This is a genomic window from Pseudomonadales bacterium, from assembly GCA_024234165.1.
GTDB lineage: Bacteria > Pseudomonadota > Gammaproteobacteria > Pseudomonadales > UBA5518 > UBA5518.
The window spans coordinates 867,049-883,271 of sequence record JACKOP010000001.1 but is presented as its reverse complement, the minus strand read 5'-3'; the positions used below and the strand labels follow the sequence as shown (position 1 = coordinate 883,271).

General features: G+C 61.5%; 19 protein-coding genes and 5 pseudogenes. 13 read left to right on the top strand and 11 right to left on the bottom strand.

Translation table 11 applies throughout. The features are described 5' to 3' along the window. The first annotated feature begins 32 nt into the window (after positions 1-32). Positions 33-233, top strand: a complete 201-nt coding sequence (locus H7A12_03710) for an addiction module protein (protein ID MCP5319921.1) — start codon at positions 33-35, stop codon at positions 231-233. Position 234: 1 nt separating this feature from the next. Continuing rightward, positions 235-531, top strand: a complete 297-nt coding sequence (locus H7A12_03705; GenBank protein ID MCP5319920.1) for a type II toxin-antitoxin system RelE/ParE family toxin — start codon at positions 235-237, stop codon at positions 529-531. Positions 532-823: 292 nt separating this feature from the next. Here the strand turns inward: H7A12_03705 and H7A12_03700 are convergent, their stop codons facing one another. The 8 genes and pseudogenes from H7A12_03700 to H7A12_03665 form a co-directional block, all read right to left on the bottom strand. Beyond that, positions 824-1,600 carry a transposase gene (locus tag H7A12_03700; protein MCP5319919.1) on the bottom strand — a complete coding sequence of 259 codons (777 nt, stop codon included), beginning with the start codon at positions 1,598-1,600 and terminating at the stop codon, positions 824-826. Continuing rightward, positions 1,594-2,520, bottom strand: a pseudogene (locus H7A12_03695) (site-specific integrase). Before H7A12_03695 ends, H7A12_03700 begins: the two are co-directional and overlap by 7 nt. Before the next feature lie 211 nt (positions 2,521-2,731). Then, the gene (locus H7A12_03690) at positions 2,732-3,052 is read right to left on the bottom strand and encodes a type II toxin-antitoxin system RelE/ParE family toxin (protein ID MCP5319918.1); all 321 of its coding nucleotides are present in this window, start codon (positions 3,050-3,052) and stop codon (positions 2,732-2,734) included. Beyond that, complete coding sequence (locus tag H7A12_03685) at positions 3,049-3,276, bottom strand: addiction module protein (protein ID MCP5319917.1); 228 nt, start codon at positions 3,274-3,276, stop codon at positions 3,049-3,051. The genes H7A12_03690 and H7A12_03685 overlap by 4 nt, the downstream gene beginning before the upstream one ends. A gap of 373 nt (positions 3,277-3,649) precedes the next feature. Then, positions 3,650-4,123 carry a transposase gene (locus tag H7A12_03680; protein MCP5319916.1) on the bottom strand — a complete coding sequence of 158 codons (474 nt, stop codon included), beginning with the start codon at positions 4,121-4,123 and terminating at the stop codon, positions 3,650-3,652. 276 nt (positions 4,124-4,399) lie between these two features. After that, positions 4,400-4,492 (bottom strand): annotated as a pseudogene (locus H7A12_03675) (transposase zinc-binding domain-containing protein). 9 nt (positions 4,493-4,501) lie between these two features. Then, positions 4,502-5,336 (bottom strand): annotated as a pseudogene (locus H7A12_03670) (site-specific integrase). A gap of 461 nt (positions 5,337-5,797) precedes the next feature. Further along, a pseudogene (locus H7A12_03665) lies at positions 5,798-6,688 on the bottom strand (IS110 family transposase). Between the two features lie 183 nt (positions 6,689-6,871). Here H7A12_03665 and H7A12_03660 point away from each other — a divergent pair. Together H7A12_03660 and H7A12_03655 are read left to right on the top strand one after the other, a co-directional pair. Then, entirely contained in the window at positions 6,872-7,159 is a 288-nt protein-coding gene (locus H7A12_03660) for a type II toxin-antitoxin system mRNA interferase toxin, RelE/StbE family (GenBank protein MCP5319915.1), read from the top strand. 1 nt (position 7,160) lies between these two features. Further along, entirely contained in the window at positions 7,161-7,415 is a 255-nt protein-coding gene (locus tag H7A12_03655) for a helix-turn-helix transcriptional regulator (protein ID MCP5319914.1), read from the top strand. A gap of 292 nt (positions 7,416-7,707) precedes the next feature. On the opposite strand, the gene H7A12_03650 is transcribed toward H7A12_03655, so the two are convergent. Continuing rightward, positions 7,708-8,631 (bottom strand): site-specific integrase, encoded by a 924-nt coding sequence (locus H7A12_03650; protein ID MCP5319913.1) that lies wholly within the window; start codon positions 8,629-8,631, stop codon positions 7,708-7,710. A gap of 535 nt (positions 8,632-9,166) precedes the next feature. On the opposite strand from H7A12_03650, the gene H7A12_03645 reads away from it, so the two are divergent. From H7A12_03645 to H7A12_03605, 9 genes and pseudogenes are all read left to right on the top strand, one after another. After that, on the top strand, positions 9,167-9,511 hold the full coding sequence (locus H7A12_03645) for an IS66 family insertion sequence element accessory protein TnpB (GenBank protein MCP5319912.1): 345 nt from the start codon (positions 9,167-9,169) through the stop codon (positions 9,509-9,511). Then, positions 9,505-9,861 carry an IS66 family insertion sequence element accessory protein TnpB gene (gene tnpB, locus H7A12_03640; GenBank protein MCP5319911.1) on the top strand — a complete coding sequence of 119 codons (357 nt, stop codon included), beginning with the start codon at positions 9,505-9,507 and terminating at the stop codon, positions 9,859-9,861. Before H7A12_03645 ends, tnpB (H7A12_03640) begins: the two co-directional genes overlap by 7 nt. Positions 9,862-9,915: 54 nt before the next feature. Beyond that, positions 9,916-11,524: pseudogene (locus tag H7A12_03635) on the top strand (IS66 family transposase). 131 nt (positions 11,525-11,655) lie between these two features. Then, the gene (locus H7A12_03630) at positions 11,656-12,000 is read left to right on the top strand and encodes an IS66 family insertion sequence element accessory protein TnpB (GenBank protein MCP5319910.1); all 345 of its coding nucleotides are present in this window, start codon (positions 11,656-11,658) and stop codon (positions 11,998-12,000) included. Then, the gene (gene tnpB / locus H7A12_03625; protein MCP5319909.1) at positions 11,994-12,353 is read left to right on the top strand and encodes an IS66 family insertion sequence element accessory protein TnpB; all 360 of its coding nucleotides are present in this window, start codon (positions 11,994-11,996) and stop codon (positions 12,351-12,353) included. Before H7A12_03630 ends, tnpB (H7A12_03625) begins: the two co-directional genes overlap by 7 nt. Positions 12,354-12,542: 189 nt before the next feature. Beyond that, complete coding sequence (locus H7A12_03620) at positions 12,543-14,018, top strand: IS66 family transposase (protein MCP5319908.1); 1,476 nt, start codon at positions 12,543-12,545, stop codon at positions 14,016-14,018. A gap of 69 nt (positions 14,019-14,087) precedes the next feature. After that, the gene (locus H7A12_03615; GenBank protein ID MCP5319907.1) at positions 14,088-14,324 is read left to right on the top strand and encodes a DUF4160 domain-containing protein; all 237 of its coding nucleotides are present in this window, start codon (positions 14,088-14,090) and stop codon (positions 14,322-14,324) included. Continuing rightward, a complete protein-coding gene (locus H7A12_03610; GenBank protein MCP5319906.1) occupies positions 14,305-14,577 on the top strand; it encodes a DUF2442 domain-containing protein in 273 nt (90 codons plus the stop codon). The genes H7A12_03615 and H7A12_03610 overlap by 20 nt, the downstream gene beginning before the upstream one ends. 299 nt (positions 14,578-14,876) lie before the next feature. Beyond that, positions 14,877-15,176, top strand: coding sequence for a putative addiction module antidote protein (locus H7A12_03605; protein MCP5319905.1), 300 nt, complete (start codon positions 14,877-14,879; stop codon positions 15,174-15,176). Between the two features lie 270 nt (positions 15,177-15,446). On the opposite strand, the gene H7A12_03600 is transcribed toward H7A12_03605, so the two are convergent. Continuing rightward, positions 15,447-15,701 (bottom strand): Txe/YoeB family addiction module toxin, encoded by a 255-nt coding sequence (locus H7A12_03600; protein MCP5319904.1) that lies wholly within the window; start codon positions 15,699-15,701, stop codon positions 15,447-15,449. After that, positions 15,698-15,949, bottom strand: coding sequence for a type II toxin-antitoxin system prevent-host-death family antitoxin (locus H7A12_03595; protein MCP5319903.1), 252 nt, complete (start codon positions 15,947-15,949; stop codon positions 15,698-15,700). Before H7A12_03595 ends, H7A12_03600 begins: the two co-directional genes overlap by 4 nt. Between the last annotated feature and the right edge of the window lie 274 nt (positions 15,950-16,223).

The window sequence follows — 16,223 nt, the reverse complement described above, 5'->3', positions numbered from 1 at the left end:
ACTTACCCGGCACCGTCGGAGGCTGAAAACGCATGAATATTCAAAAGCTTAGCGCTAGCGAGCGCATCATTCTTGCCCAGGAACTCTGGGAAAGCGTGCATGAAGCCGCCAATGACGTCGTTGTAACGAAGGAGCAGCAGGCCGTTCTGGAGCAGCGCTTGGCCGCAATGGCCTCTGACGCCAATCCCGGGGACACCTGGGAAAACGTGAAACGCCGCATCATCAAGGCCTAACGTGGCCTACGAACTGTTTGTCCGCCCCGAGGCGGAAGCGGATCTGGCAGACACCTATACCTTCTATCAAGAGTGTCGTCCCGGCTTGGGCAACGACTTCATGCTTTGCGCCGAGGAAGCGGTCGAGCGAGTCCTAAAGAATCCGTTCCAGTATCAGGAAGTGCATATGGGTGTGCGCCGCGCGCTCATTCATCGGTTCCCGTACTGCGTCTTCTATATCGTCATTGAACGCAAGATCAGTGTTCTTGCCGTCATGCACGCCGCGCGTAATCCTGAGCAGTGGAAGGCGCGTACCTAACGAATAGGGATAGGTCGCGCGCAGCCGCGACCTGATCCCGGGTTGAACAAGCCCGTCCCCTGGGGTGGCGAACGCTTTTTATAGGGGAAAGCTTTTCAGACGCACGAGGGCGTCGTTGCCCGATCAGGCGGAATGATTTTCACCAGACGAACGCGACCCGCACCCGCGAGCGCAGCGTGTCTTACTTGGCTGGATCCATAGGTGGTGCGAGATCCTCCTCGGGAGTGGATCGCCGGCGAGCACGCCACGCTCTCCGGGCCAGCGGATCGTGTGGCGATCCGCGGACGTTGTCTCAGTCGTCGGGTTGGCGGCGTTTGGTGATGGCGACGACGATCATCGGTGTATGGCAGCGCATGCAACACAGCGGTGGGCGTGGTCGTAACGTTGCCGCCTGGATCAGCACATGCAAGACGAGTTGCACGAGAACGAGGCGTCGCCTGGCTCGACAGTGCAGGAATCCGTACTCGCGCACACGACGAAATCCGGTGGGCAGGACGTGGGCGAGCACGCGCCACAGGAACTCGGCGATGGGCAGGGTGCGCAGTGCGGGCTGGCGGGTCTTGGCGTCACGGTAGCGGAAGGTGACGGTGCCGGCGAGGCGATCGTAGTCGAGGAGGTCGCGCTCGTGGATGACACCCCGGTAGAGGTAGCGCGAGAGGTACTGCAATGCCGGCTCACCACGACCGACACGGCGACAGTCGACCACCCACTTCGACGGCAGACCGACGGGGATCGGCACACCGGCGAGTTGCAGGGCCTGCAGCATCCGAGCGCGGAACACCCGAGCCAGGGCAAAGGCGTAGAAGAGGTAACGGCCGGAGAGTTTCCGCCACTGTCGGCGCCGCGCATCGAGTGCGCCTCCGGGCACAATGAGGTGCACGTGCGGGTGCAGATCGAGACGACGGTTGTGGGTGTGCAGTACCGCGCATTGGCCGAGTTCCGCCTTGAGCTTTCGCGTCGCGAAACCGTTGATGGTCTGCGAGGCGGCGCGAAACAAGGCGGCATAGACGGTTTCGGGGTGCGCCTGCGCAATGGCACGCAAGGGTGCCGGCAAGGTAAAGGTCACCATGAAGTAGTCCACGGGCAGGAGCTTGCGGCGTTGCCGATCGAGCCACTGCGAGGTGCAGTGGTTCTGGCAGGCCGGCGGCGATCATCACGGCACTTGTCCGTCATGTGCACATAGCACGCCGTGGTTTTCGGGCAGGCATGACCGAGCAGTTCCTGCACACCGCGCAGATTCAGGCCGACTTCGAAGAGGTGGGTGGCGTAGGCATGGCGAAGACTGTGGGTCGACACCCGCTTGCGGATGCCGCAGTCGGCCACGACACGGGCAAACGCTTTCTGGGTGCTGCCTCGATCCATGAAGGTGACGGGCGCGGCACCCTGCGGTCCAGCACGCCCTGGAAACAACAGCTCATGATGACGATGATCACGCCAGTAGCGGCGCAGGCACTGCAGGGTGAGTGCCGGCAGCACCACGAAGCGGTCCTTGTGTCCCTTGCCGCTGCGGACATGGACCTGGGCACGGGCGCTGTCGATATCACCGATCCGCAATCGCAGGGTTTCACCCAGACGCAGGCCCAGGCTGTAGGTCGTCAGCCAGAACGTCCGGTAGCGCCGCTCGCGACTCGCCCGGATGATCTGTGCGACCTCGTCGACGCTGAGCACATCGGGCAGCGCGTGCACCACTGGCGGCTTGATCATGTCCACCCACGGCCACTCCCGCTCCAGGACGTGTTCGTAGAAGAACTGCAGTCCGCAGCGTTCGATCTTCACCAGGCTTCACGAGCGCTCGTCGATCAGCGAGGCGAAGTAGGACTTGAAGTCTTCCGCGGCCAGTCGATCCGGACAGCGATCGAAGTGTGCGGCTACCCGGCGCAGCGCTCGTGCGTAACCATCGATCGTCTTCGCTGCCTTGCCCTGGAGCTTCAGTGCTCTAAGATGCTTCGCGTACAGTGCGTCAAAACGGGTTTGCTCCGATGAATCCACGTCGCTTCTCCTTCGGTGATGCACACCCGGGCCTGGGGGTGCCGGAGAAGTTTCCCGGTTTTGGCGTCTCGTTCTTCTTGTCTCGTTCCTGCCGCGAAGCGGCTTCGTTCAACCCAGCGGTCAAGCGGACACTCCGCAACAGGCCACGCTTGGCCCTCACTTCATTCTGGGCCAAGCGCGTCCTGCCGCTGCGTGCCGCTTACTGCAAACGTTAGGTGTCCAGTCTCGCGAGCCAGTAATCTGGAAGTCTGCGGTGATGAGCAACAGCAACAACCTCGACGCCGTCGCCGTCGCCGTCCGGTACGAAGACAAGATCGTATGGGAATCGTTTCAACCGGATGCGGCGTGCGTTGAGGTCATCCGGGACATGCGGGTAGCGCGTGGCAGGAATCGTGTCCTGCATCAACACGGTCACGGCCTCCTCAACCGCTGCCCCGAACTGGGATCCGAGCCCCGGACGCTCGGTGGAGTACCACGCCGCAGCTTCCTCAGCCTCAATCGCTGCGGCGGGGTGGAATCGTACTGGTCTCACTTGCTGCCGCGGACACGGGCAGCAATTCGTGCCATCACCTCTGCAGCGTCAACGGTCTGCACGGTTCCGGCCCTGATTTCGTGGATTCGGCGCGTGATCTCCTCTGCCCAGGCTTCTTCCACTCTGTCTTCCCCCGGCCCATCCAAGCTGGCAATCACATCGTGTACAAGTTCCGCCCGCTCCTCTTCCGGCAGCTTCAGAACCTGCGCCTTAAGTTGCTGCATTGCCGCGCTCGCCATACCGGCACCCATATCAGGCTTGTTCGGCCAAAGCTTACTCCGAGCGTGGTACCGTTGGCCACCTAACGAATAGGGATAGGTCGCGCGCAGCCGCGACCTGATCCCGGGTTGAACAAGCCCGTGCCCTGGGGTGGCGAACGCTTTTTATAGGGGAAAGCTTTTCAAACGTGTGGGGGCGTCGTTGCCCGATCAGGCGGAATGATTTTCACCAGACGAACGCGACCCGCACCCGCGAGCGCAGCGTGTCTTACCTGGCTGGATCCATCAGTGGCGCGAGGTCCTCCTCGGGAGTGGATCGCCGGCGAGCACGCCATGCTCTCCGGGCCAGCGGATCGTGTGGCGATCCGCGGACGCTGCCTCAGCCGTCGGGTTGGCGGCGCTTGGTGATGGCGACGACGATCATTGGTGTATGGCAGCGCATGCAACACAGCGGTGGGCGTGGTCGCAACGTTGCCGCCTGGACCAGCACATGCAAGACGAGTTGCACGAGAACGAGGCGTCGCCTGGCCCGGCAGTGCAGGAATCCGTACTCGCGCACACGACGAAATCCGGTCGGCAGGACGTGGGCGAGCACGCGCCACAGGAACTCGGCGATGGGCAGGGTGCGCAGTGCGGGCTGGCGGGTCTTGGCGTCACGGTAGCGGAAGGTGACGGTGCCGGCGAGGCGATCGTAGTCGAGGAGGTCGCGCTCGTGGATGACACCCCGGTAGAGGTAGCGCGAGAGGTACTGCAATGCCGGCTCGCCACGACCGACACGGCGACAGTCGACCACCCATTTTGGCGGCAGGCCGATGGGGATCGGCACACCGGCGAGTTGCAGGGCCTGCAGCATACGGGCGCGAAACACCACCGGGCCAGAGCAAAGGCGTTGAAGAGGTAACGCCCGGAGAGTTTTCGCCACTGTTGGCGCCGCGCATCGAGTGCGCCTCCGGGCACAATGAGGGTGCAGATCGAGACGACGGTTGTGGGTGTGCAGTACCGCGCATTGGCCGAGTTCCGCCTTGAGCTTTCGCGTCGCGAAACCGTTGAGGGTCTGCGAGGCGGCGCGAAACAAGGCGGCATAGACGGTTTCGGGGTGCGCCTGCGCAATGGCACGCAAGGGTGCCGGCAAGGTAAAGGTCACCATGAAGTAGTCCACGGGCAGGAGCTTGCGGCGTTGCCGATCGAGCCACTGCGAGGTGCAGTGGTTCTGGCAGGCCGGCGGCGATCATCACGGCACTTGTCCGTCATGTGCACATAGCACGCCGTGGTTTTCGGGCAGGCATGACCGAGCAGTTCCCTGCACACCGCGCAGATTCAGGCCGACTTCGAAGAGGTGGGTGGCGTAGGCATGGCGAAGACTGTGGGTCGACACCCGCTTGCGGATGCCGCAGTCGGCCACGACACGGGCAAACGCTTTCTGGGTGCTGCCTCGATCCATGAAGGTGACGGGCGCGGCACCCTGCGGTCCAGCACGCCACGGAAACAACAGCTCATGATGACGATGATCACGCCAGTAGCGGCGCAGGCACTGCAGGGTGAGTGCCGGCAGCACCACGAAGCGGTCCTTGTGTCCCTTGCCGCTGCGGACATGGACCGGGCACGGGCGCTGTCGATATCACCGATCCGCAATCGCAGGGTTTCACCCAGACGCAGGCCCAGGCTGTAGGTCGTCAGCCAGAACGTCCGGTAGCGCCGCTCGCGACTCGCCCGGATGATCTGTGCAACCTCGTCGACGCTGAGCACATCGGGCAGTGCGTGCACCACTGGCGGCTTGATCATGTCCACCACGGCCACTCCTGCTCCAGGACGTGTTCGTAGAAGAACTGCAGTCCGCAGCGTTCGATCTTCACCAGGCTCCACGATCGCTCGTCGATCAGCGAGGCGAAGTACGACTTGAAGTCTTCCGCGTCCAGTCGATCCGGACAGCGATCGAAGTGTGCGGCTACCCGGCGCAGCACTCGTGCGTAACCATCGATCGTCTTCGCTGCCTTGCCTTGGAGCTTCAGTGCTCTAAGATGCTTCGCGTACAGTGCGTCAAAACGGGTTTGCTCCGATGAATCCATGTCGCTTCTCCTTTGGTGATGCACACCCGGGCCTGGGGGTGCCGGAGAAGTTTCCCGGTTTTGACGTCTCGTTCTTCTCGTCTTGTTCCTGCCGCGAAGCGGCTTCGTTCAACAATCGTGTATGGACTCCCCTGTCAACCCTTTCCAGCAAAATAGTGTGAAGCTGTAGCTTCACGGCATTTGATTCTGACTTTTTCCTCCTGCTGACGCTTTTGGCTTCAACCCCGGCAAGGCGGGAGCGGTTGCATTCGTGTATTCGGCTTTGTGGTTGGATAGTTTCCCGAGCCATCATGGAATCCGCAGATTGGGGCCAGACGTTCAAACGATCACGAGGATCAACATTGTTATCGGCTTGGCCAATCTGGGGACCGACACGCTTGCATGAGGTTGACGTGTTGCAACAGCAGAAAGTTTGTAGCGGTGCTGCGGTGACGCGGTATTACGGTTGAGGTGGAAGGGATTCAGGCGGCGTGAGGTTTACGCACGCTGACGTGTTCGGGATCAAAGCTCGTGCCGTGATGCTCAGCGGCCCACAGGCGCCGTGCGGTCTTGTTGGCCAGCGCCACCACGGCCTTGTTGTGGCCCTTGCGTTCGGCCAGATCCAGCGCCCATCGGTGGGTGCGATCCAACGGGTTGCCGCGTTTCTTGGCGGTATGCGCAGCGGCCAGTGCCGAGCGTGCGCCGTGAATCAAGAGCGTGCGCAGGTACACATCACCACGCTTGGTGATCCGCCCGAGTTTGCGAGTGCCGCCGCTGGAATATTCACGCGGAGTCAAGCCCAGGGCACTGGCAAAATGCCGACCGCTGGGAAACGGGCAAAGTCGCCGATGCCGGCACTCATCGCGGTGGCGGTGATCAGGCCGACACCGCTGGCTGCGGGTATCGCGCTTGGCGATGTCGGCAAGTTGCTTCTCGATAGCGGCCATCGCGTCCTGGCAGAACACGATCCGATCCAACAGCCCGGCCAGGGCATGACGCAGGTCCATCGGAATATCATTGTCGCCATCTTCCAGCGCCGCCAGCACCGCCGGACGCACCTTGTCGGCCCCGGCGGGAATGGCGCAGCCAAACTCGCGCAACAGGCCGCGCACGGTGTTGATCGCGGCGGTGCGTTCGGCCTTGTGGTGCTCGCGGATGCGGTGCAAGCCTTGCGTGCCTTGTTGTTCGGGTGTCTTCACTGGCACCGGGCGAATATCCCCGCAGCGCGCTGCTTCCAGCAGGCCGGCGGCATCGGCGCGATCGGTCTTGTTGCGTCGAACATACGGGCGCACATGCTGCGCCGGAAGCAGCTCCACACCATGCAGAGCGAACACAGACTTGGCCAGATCGATAACGAGGGTTGGGATGGTCATGGAACCTCCCCTTCCGCAAACGAGTGTGAAGATGCGAGTTTGCACTTCCCATCATGGCACCTGGTTGCCGAAACCCGCCTTGGCGCGGCACACTCGGGACGGGGGAGTCCCTTTCATTCGTTATGCGGCAGGTGTGGATCTCGCGTGGTTGACAGATTATATGTGTACTAGCCACAATGTGGCATGTGGAAGATTCTGGAGCACAGTCAGGCGGACAAGGAGCTTTCGTCGGGACGTGTCCCGCTCGATATCCTGAAGCGTTACGAAAAGTGGAAAGACATTGCCGCGCTCTCTGGGCCGCAAGGTCTACGTGCCATCCGAGGCTTCCGCGACGAGGCGCTTTCCGGTGACTGGAAAGGTTTCAGGTCGTCCCGCCTGAACCAGCAATGGCGTGTTATTTATTCCGTCGAGGCGGAGGTCATGATCGTTCAAGTGGTGCGTGTTACAGCCCATGACTACCGGAGTCGCTGATATGAGCAAACCTATTCCTGCAAAGAAGCGCGTCGACGTTACGCCTGGTGAGTCCGTTCGCATCATCCGCGAACTGCAAGAGCTCAGCCAAAACCAGCTCTCCGCGCTTTGCGGTATCCCACAAACCACCATTTCCAGCATCGAAACTGGTAGGGTCAATCTGGGCGTCGAGCGTGCCAAGGTGTTGGCCACTGCGCTGCACTGCCATCCGGCTGTTCTTGTTTTCCCGGGCTGGCAGCTGGATTCAGTCGCATAACGAATAGGGATAGGTCGCGCGCAGCCGCGACCTGATCCCGGGTTGAACAAGCCCGTGCCCCGGAGTGACGAGCGTTTTTTATAGGGGAAAGCTTTTCAAACGTGTGAGGGCGTCAAGGCCCGATCAGACGGAATGATTTTCACCAGACGAACGCAGCCCGCACCCACGGGCGCAGCGTGTCTTACCTGGCTGGATCCATCAGTGGTGCGAGATCCTCCTCGGGAGTGGATTACCAGCGAGCGCACCACGCTCTCCGGGCCAGCGGATCATGTGGCGATCCGCAGACATTGTCTCAGCCGTCGGATTGGCGGCGTTTGGTGACGGCGACGACGATCATCGGTGTATGGCAGCGCATGCAACACAGCGGTGGGCGGCGATCGTCACGGCACTTGTCCGTCATGTGGACATAGCGCGCCGTGGTTTTCGGGCAGGCATGACCGAGCAGTTCCTGCACACCGCGCAGATTCAGGCCGACTTCGATGAGGTGGGTGGCGTAGGCATGGCGAAGACTGTGGATCGACACCCGCTTGCGGATGCCGCAGTCGGCCACGACACGGGCAAACGCTTTCTGGGTGCTGCCTCGATCCATGAAGGTGACGGGCGCGGCACCCTGCGGTCCGGCACGCCCCGGAAACAACAGCTCATGGTGGCGATGATCACGCCAGTAGCGGCGCAGGCACTGCAGGGTCAGTGCCGGCAGCACCACGAAGCGGTCCTTGTGCCCCTTGCCGCTGCGGATATGGACCTGGGCACGGGCGCTGTCGATATCACCGATCCGCAACCGCAGCGCTTCGCCCAGACGCAGGCCCAGGCTGTAGGTCGTCAGCCAGAACGTCCGGTAGCGCCGCTCGCGACTCGCCCGGATGATCTGTGCGACCTCATCGACGCTGAGCACATCGGGCAGCGCGTGCACCACCGGCGGCTTGAGCATGTCCACCCACGGCCACTCCCGCTCCAGGACGTGTTCGTAGAAGAACTGCAGTCCGCAGCGTTCGATCTTCACCAGGCTCCACGAGCGCTCGTCGATCAGCGAGGCGAAGTAGGACTTGAAGTCTTCCGCGTCCAGTCGATCCGGACAGCGATCGAAGTGTGCGGTTACCCGGCGCAGCGCTCGTGCGTAACCATCGATCGTCTTCGCTGCCTCGCCCTGGAGCTTCAGTGCTCTAAGATGCTTCGCGTACAGTGCGTCAAAACGGGTTTGCTCCGATGAATCCATGTCGCTTCTCCTTCGGTGATGCACACCCGGGCCTGGGTGTGCCGGAGAAGTTTCCCGGTTTTGGCGTCTCGTTCTTCGTGTCTTGTTCCTGCCGCGAAGCGGCTTCGTTCAACCAGGCTTTCCAGGGGTACCTGGTTCCGTATTGGGAGTCTCCATTCAAAAGGCGGACCGCGGTGCTTTACGCGCGCGTCGGCAAGATTTACCTTGATCTGTCCGCAGGTTTCGCCGAGCTTTTACCTGTGCCGGCCGAGATCCAGCATCGCCTCACTGGAAGGACCATCAAAATTCATACAAGCGCTGGCCCCAAAGAGATCAAAGTTTTTACTCCGTTTTGGTGTCACATCGCCAATGACGGTATGTTCCCGGAGGATGTGGAGCCGATAGTGCACCTGATGCGCGAGATGACGGATACGCGAAGTCGGGACCGCTTCGTTTATCGTTTCGAACGTAACCGGCCAAACGAAGCCGTTCTGTTATCCCGTCTGAACCTTCGCGATGCTCTGCTTCAACGAAGTGGTGTTGGAGGAGTATCGCCATGGGTTCGGTATCGACGGGTTCAGATTCCGTGCGCAAGTATGCGCGCCACAGCGCGGCACAGTGGCGCGTGCTGATCAGCGAGTTCGAGGCGAGCGGCGTTTCGCAGCGGACGTTCTGCACCCGCCACGGCCTGGCGAAGAGCACCTTCGAGCTGTGGCGGCGCAAGCTACGCGAAACCCGAAACGCTGATGTGGCGGGCGTTCGGCCCGAAGCGCTGTTTGTCGAATTGACCGCACCGATAGTCGACAAGACCGAGGCGTCACCGGCCGCACCCGCATGGGAAGTAGAGCTTGATTTGGGCGCAGGCGTGGTGCTGCGGCTGCGCCGGGGCGCGCCATGCTGAGCGTCAGCAGCGCATCGCGCATCTGGCTGTGTCTGGAGCCCACCGACATGCGCTGCTCGTTCGATGGGTTGTCGGCGCGGGTGAAGCAACACCTGGGAGAAGACCCACTGGGTGGCAGCCAATGGTTCGCGTTTCTCAACCGTCGCGCCACGCAGATCAAGGTGCTCGGCTTCGAGGCGGGCGGCTACTGGATCTGGTCGAAACGACTCGAGCGCGGACACTTTGCACGCCTGATGACACGTGATGGACGCGTGAAACGCGCGCTGTGCGCCACCGAGTTTCTGGCGCTGCTCGAAGGCGTCGACGTCGAGATAAAAAGGCAGCGAAAACGCTACCGAACAGCGGCATGAACAGGGGCATTCCGGTACAATGGCGGCACGGTTTTCCTGCAGTATTTTCCGCCCTTGAACACCGCTTCGCGCATCGCCGAACTCGAACACACCAATGCGCAACTCACGGTGCGGATGGCCGCGATGACGCAGAAATTTGGCGCGGATCTCAGCACACTGAAGCAACAGTACGGCGCCGAGATCGCAGCGCTGAAGCAGCAGCTCGACTGGTTCAAGCGTCAGCTCTTCGGGCAGAAGAGCGAGAAGCAGCTGAGCATCGATCCTGCCGTGCAGGGCAACCTGCTCGATGCACTCGGCGTGCTTGAACCTCCGCAGAAGTCCCCACCGCCTCCCGAGCAGTCGATTACCTACACGCGCCGGCGCAAGGTGCGCGATGCGGCGGTGAACGACTCGGGACTGCGCTTTGGTCCGGATGTCACCCGCGACGTGGTCACCATCGTCGATCCGGCGATTGCTGGCGTACCCGAGGAGCGGCGCGTGCTGGTCTCCGAGCGCGTCAGCTACCGCCTGCGCAACGCCCGGGTAGCTACGGGATCATCGAGTACCACTACCAGACCTGGAAGCTGGTCGAAGAGCAGCGCATCGTCAGCACCCCGGCACCGGCAAGCGTGCTCGAGCGCTGCGTGGCCGATGTGAGCCTGCTGGCCGGAATGCTCGTCGACAAGTTCTGCTACCACCTGCCGCTGTATCGCCAGCACCAGCGGATCGCCCAGTGCGGCATCCAGCTGAGCCGCACCAGCCTCAGCAACTGGAGCGGACGGGCCATCGATCTGCTGCGCCCCATCGCAGCGGCCCAGCACGCCCACATCCTCAGTGGATCGGTGGTGGCGATGGACGAGACCCCGATCAAGGCGGGACGCGAGAAGCAGGGCAAGATGCGCCAGGCCTACCTCTGGCCGATCTACGGCGAGGACGACGAGATCGTCTTCCACTACGCCCCGACCCGGGCGCACCACCATGTCGAGAAGATCCTGGGTCCGGACTTCCGGGGAACGCTGCTCTCGGACGGCTACGCTGCCTACAGCGCCTATGCGGCACGCAAGGGTGGCGTCACCCACGCGAGTTGCTGGGCGCATTGCCGCCGAGGCTTTGAGCAGGCACAGGATGCCGAACCCCAGGCGGCGGCCGAAGCGCTGGCGATGATCGCCGCGCTGTACCGGCACGAGCAGATCATCCGGGAACAGAACCTGGACCGGGAACACCAGCTCGCTTACCGAACACAGCACAGCGAGCCGATCGTCGACCGCTTCTGGCACTGGTGTGACGACCAGTGCCACCGCATGGATCTGTTGCCGAGTAACCCGCTCGCCAAGGCGATCCAGTACGCAAAGCGCGTGTGACGAGTCTGCGGGTGTTCTTGTCGGATCCGGATGTGCCGATCGACACCAATCACCTGGAGCGCAGCCTGCGGGCGGTTCCAATGGGACGGCGCAATTGGCTCTTCTGTTGGACCGAGGTCGGTGCCGAGCGGGTAGCGGTTATCCAGAGCCTGCTGGTGAGTTGCCGCCTACAGGGCGTTGACCCCTACACCTACCTGGTCGATGTACTGCAGCGCATCAGCGAACATCCGGCGAGTCGGGCGGTCGAGCTCACGCCACGCGAGTGGAAGGCACGCTTCGCCCACGATCCCATGAAATCCATACTCGCCTACGGAAAGATATAACGGCGTCGTTTGACCGCTTACTTTCGAACACGGTCGGTGGTCTGTAACCGTCCAAACCACGCCGTTCTGTTATGCCGTCTGAACCTTCGCGATGCTCTGCTTCAACGAAGTGGTGTTGGAGGAGTATCGCCATGGGTTCGGTATCGACGGGTTCAGATTCCGTGCGCAAGTATGCGCGCCACAGCGCGGCACAGTGGCGCGTGCTGATCAGCGAGTTCGAGGCGAGCGGCGTTTCGCAGCGGACGTTCTGCACCCGCCACGGCCTGGCGAAGAGCACCTTCGAGCTGTGGCGGCGCAAGCTACGCGGAGCACGGGTTGTTGACGCTGTTGGTGTTCGGCCTGAAGCGCTGTTTGTCGAATTGACCGCACCGATAGTCGACAAGACCGAGGCGTCACCGGCCGCACCCGCATGGGAAGTAGAGCTTGATTTGGGCGCAGGCGTGGTGCTGCGGCTGCGCCGGGACGCGCCATGCTGAGCGTCAGCAGCGCATCGCGCATCTGGCTGTGTCTGGAGCCCACCGACATGCGCTGCTCGTTCGATGGGTTGTCGGCGCGGGTGAAGCAACACCTGGGAGAAGACCCGCTGGGCAGTAGCAGCCAATGGTTCGCGTTTCTCAACCGCCGCGCCACGCAGATCAAGGTGCTCGGCTTCGAGACGGGCGGCTACTGGATCTGGTCGAAGCGACTCGAGCGCGGACACTTTGCCCGCCTGATGACACGCGATGGACGCGTGAAACGTGCGCTGTGCGCCACCGAGTTTCTGGCGCTGCTCGAAGGCGTCGACGTCGAGATAAAAAGGCAGCGAAAACGCTACCGAACAGCGGCATGAGCAGGGGCATTCCGGTACAATGGCGGCACGGTTTTCCTGCAGTATTTTCCGCCCTTGAACACCGCTTCGCGCATCGCCGAACTCGAACAAACCAATGCGCAACTTACGGTGCAGATGGTCGCGATGACGCAGAAGTTTGGCACGGAACTCGGCACGCTGAAGCAGCAGTACGGCGCCGAGATTGCAACGCTGAAGCAGCAGCTCGACTGGTTCAAGCGCCAGCTCTTCGGGCAGAAGAGCGAAAAGCAACTGGTCATCGATCCCGCCGTACAGGGCAACCTGCTCGATGCGCTCGGTGTGCTTGAACCTCCGCAGAAATCCCCACCGCCTCCCGAGCAGTCGATCACCTACACGCGCCAGCGCAAGGTGCGCGATGCGGCGGTGAACGACTCAGGATTGCGCTTTGGCCCGGATGTCACCCGCGACGTGGTCACCATCGTCGATCCAGCGATTGCTGCCGTACCCGAGGATCGGCGCGAGCTGGTCTCCGAGCGCGTCAGCTACCGCCTGGCGCAACGCCCGGGCAGCTACGGGATCATCGAGTACCACTACCAGACCTGGAAGCTGGTCGAAGAGCAGCGCATCGTCAGCACCCCGGCACCGGCAAGCGTGCTCGAGCGCTGCGTGGCCGATGTGAGCCTGCTGGCCGGAATGCTCGTCGACAAGTTCTGCTACCACCTGCCGCTGTATCGCCAGCACCAGCGGATCGCCCAGTGCGGCATCCAGCTGAGCCGTACCAGCCTCAGCAACTGGAGCGGACGGGCCATCGATCTGCTGCGCCCCATCGCAGCGGCCCAGCACGCCCACATCCTCAGCGGATCGGTGGTGGCGATGGACGAGACCCCGATCAAGGCGGGACGCGAGAAGCAGGGCAAGATGCGCCAGGCCTACCTCTGGCCGATCTACGGCGAGGACGACGAGATCGTCTTCCACTACGCGCCGACCCGGGCGCACCACCATGTCGAGAAAATCCTGGGGCCGGACTTCCGGGGAACGCTGCTCTCGGACGGCTACGCCGCCTACAGCGCCTATGCGGCACGCAAAGGTGGCGTTACCCACGCGAGTTGTTGGGCGCATTGCCGCCGAGGCTTCGAGCAGGCACAGGATGCCGAACCGCAGGCGGCGGCCGAGGCGCTGGCGATGATTGCCGCGCTGTACCGGCACGAGCAGATCATCCGGGAACAGAACCTGGACCGGGAACACAAGCTCGCTTACCGAACACAGCACAGCGAGCCGATCGTCGACCGCTTCTGGCACTGGTGTGACGACCAGTGCCACCGCATGGATCTGTTGCCGAGTAACCCGCTCGCCAAGGCGATCCAGTACGCGAAGGCGCGGGTGACGAGCCTGCGGGTGTTCTTGTCGGATCCGGATGTGCCGATCGACACCAACCACCTGGAGCGCAGCCTGCGGGCGGTTCCAATGGGACGGCGCAATTGGCTCTTCTGTTGGACCGAGGTCGGTGCCGAGCGGGTAGCGGTTATCCAGAGCCTGCTGGTGAGTTGCCGCCTACAGGGCGTGGATCCTTACACCTACCTGGTCGATGTGCTGCAGCGCATCAGCGTGCATCCGGCGAGTCGGGCGGTCGAGCTCACGCCGCGAGAATGGAAGGCACGCTTCGCCCACGATCCCATGAAATCCATACTCGCCTGCGGAAAGATATAACGGCGTCGTTTGACCGCTTACGGTGGTCTGAGGCCTAACCGTTAGGCCCTACTTGATCGGAGGCAGTTCGTGCCAACAGTGCTACGGGTCGGTGGCTACCGTTTCTTCTTCTACGCGAACGAAAATAGTGAGCCATGTCATATCCATGTGCAGCGAGAGCACATGCTGGCAAAGTTCTGGTTGCAGCCTGTGGCCTTGGTAAGCAGCAGTGGCTTTGCAGCCCATGAACTGAAGAAGCTGGTAGGCTTGGTTTCAGAGCATCAAGAAACTTTCGTGGAGGCTTGGAATGAGTTCTTTGACGTATAGGGTCGCCCCCCATGCAGTCGGTGTACGCTGCACAAGCGATGAACTCGTGGTCTCACTCAACGATGGGCGAGTTCTGTCGGTCCCATTGGCTTGGTTTCCGCGCCTTGCTGGTGCCTCGCCCGAGCAACTTGCCACGTTTGAAATGCTCGGTGAAGGCGAAGGAATTCACTGGCCAGCCGTCGACGAAGATGTCTCGGTAGTAGGTCTTTTGGAAGGCAGAGCGTCTGTTGAGTATCGGGGTGCACGAGCCTAACAGTTCGCTCCAGCCGACCGCCATCCCGCTGGCTGCCGGCGGCTGAGCTCGGGCGTTCGGCGTCAAAGACCCATCTGGAAGGTCGTTGACAGACTGTAGCCGTCTGGCTACATTGTGGCATGGAAATTCGCAAGCCCGAGACGTTTGCCATTTGGCTCGATGAACTTCGAGACATGCGTGCTCGAGCTCGTGTGCAGGCTCGCATTGAACGGCTGGCAGGCGGCGATAAATCCACGCAGGCCACTGACATTAAAACCGCGTTACGCTTGGCGCGAGATCTTTAGATGTGAGGTCATCTCATGGGTAAGACCAAGACTAGCAAGTATGACGTCGCTGAGCATCTTCGGACGCCCGAGGAAATGGCGGCTTACCTGGAAGCTTGCATGGAAGAAGCAGACGGTGATGCGACCTTTATCGCAAAGGCGCTTGGAGACATCGCTCGCGCTAAAGGTATGTCGCAAGTTGCTCGGGATGCCGGACTCTCGCGTGAAAGTCTGTACAAGGCTCTGTCGGGGGGCCGTGCTCCAACCTTCGATACCATTTTGAAGGTCATCAACGCGCTTGGCCTAAAGCTGCACGCTGAAGCGGTGGACCATTGACGCCGAACGAATAGGGATCTCGACTGGAGGCAGCGGGTAAGCATGCTCCCTCTCTGAGCACACTCAAAAGGTACGCTCACGCGGTGGGCTGCAAGCTCCAGGTAAAACTTGTGCCTGAGAAATGACGCGGGCACGATGACGTGCAGATGCGGGTGCAGATCGAGACGACGGTTGTGGGTGTGACACGGTGGTCTGGTACGAGGAACAACGCAAGGGCTTCCCGGTTTCGCCGTCTGTTGAACGTCGGGTGAACTCAAACGTTTGGCGCCGTCAATAGTGGTATCGCAACTGTGCGATAAGCAAATCGCCATCCACAATCTTATAGACGATTCGATGCTCGTCATTGATGCGCCGCGACCAATAGCCAGACAACGCGTGCTTCAGTGGCTCTGGCTTGCCGGTTCCCTCATGCGGTGTGCGCGTAATTTCCTTCACCAGGGCATTGATTCGCTGCACCAACTTCTTGTCGGTTTTTTGCCAATGCAAATAATCTTCCCAAGCCTGCTCAGAGAAGAGCAGATTCACTCTGCCAGACTCCGCACTTTGCCCCTGCCCGCTTCAAGCGCTGCGATACTTTCCAGCAGCTGCCTTGCGTTCTTCGGGCTACGCAGCAGATAAGACGTTTCTTCCAGCGCCTTGAAGTCATCGAGCGACATCATCACAACGGACTGTTCCCCGTTTCGCGTGATGATGATGGGCTCATGGTCGTGACAGACACGATCCATGGTGTCGGCCAACTTGGCTCTAGCTGTGCTGTACGTGATCGCGTCCATGGGGGGGCTCCTGTTGTACGTTTATTTGTACAATACCGCTCTCCTGCTGTCAAGGGCAGGTAGGCACTTGATGAATGGGGATGGGCCGCGCGCAGCCGCGACCCATCCCAGGTTGCACACTTGAAGTTTTCCGCGTCCAGTCGATCCGGGCAGCGATCGGGATGTGCGGCTACCCAGCGCAGTGCCCGCACGTAATCATCGATCGTCTTTGGTGCCTTGCCTTGGAGTTTCAGTGTTCTAAGATGTTTCGCGTACAGTGCGTCAAGACGGGTTT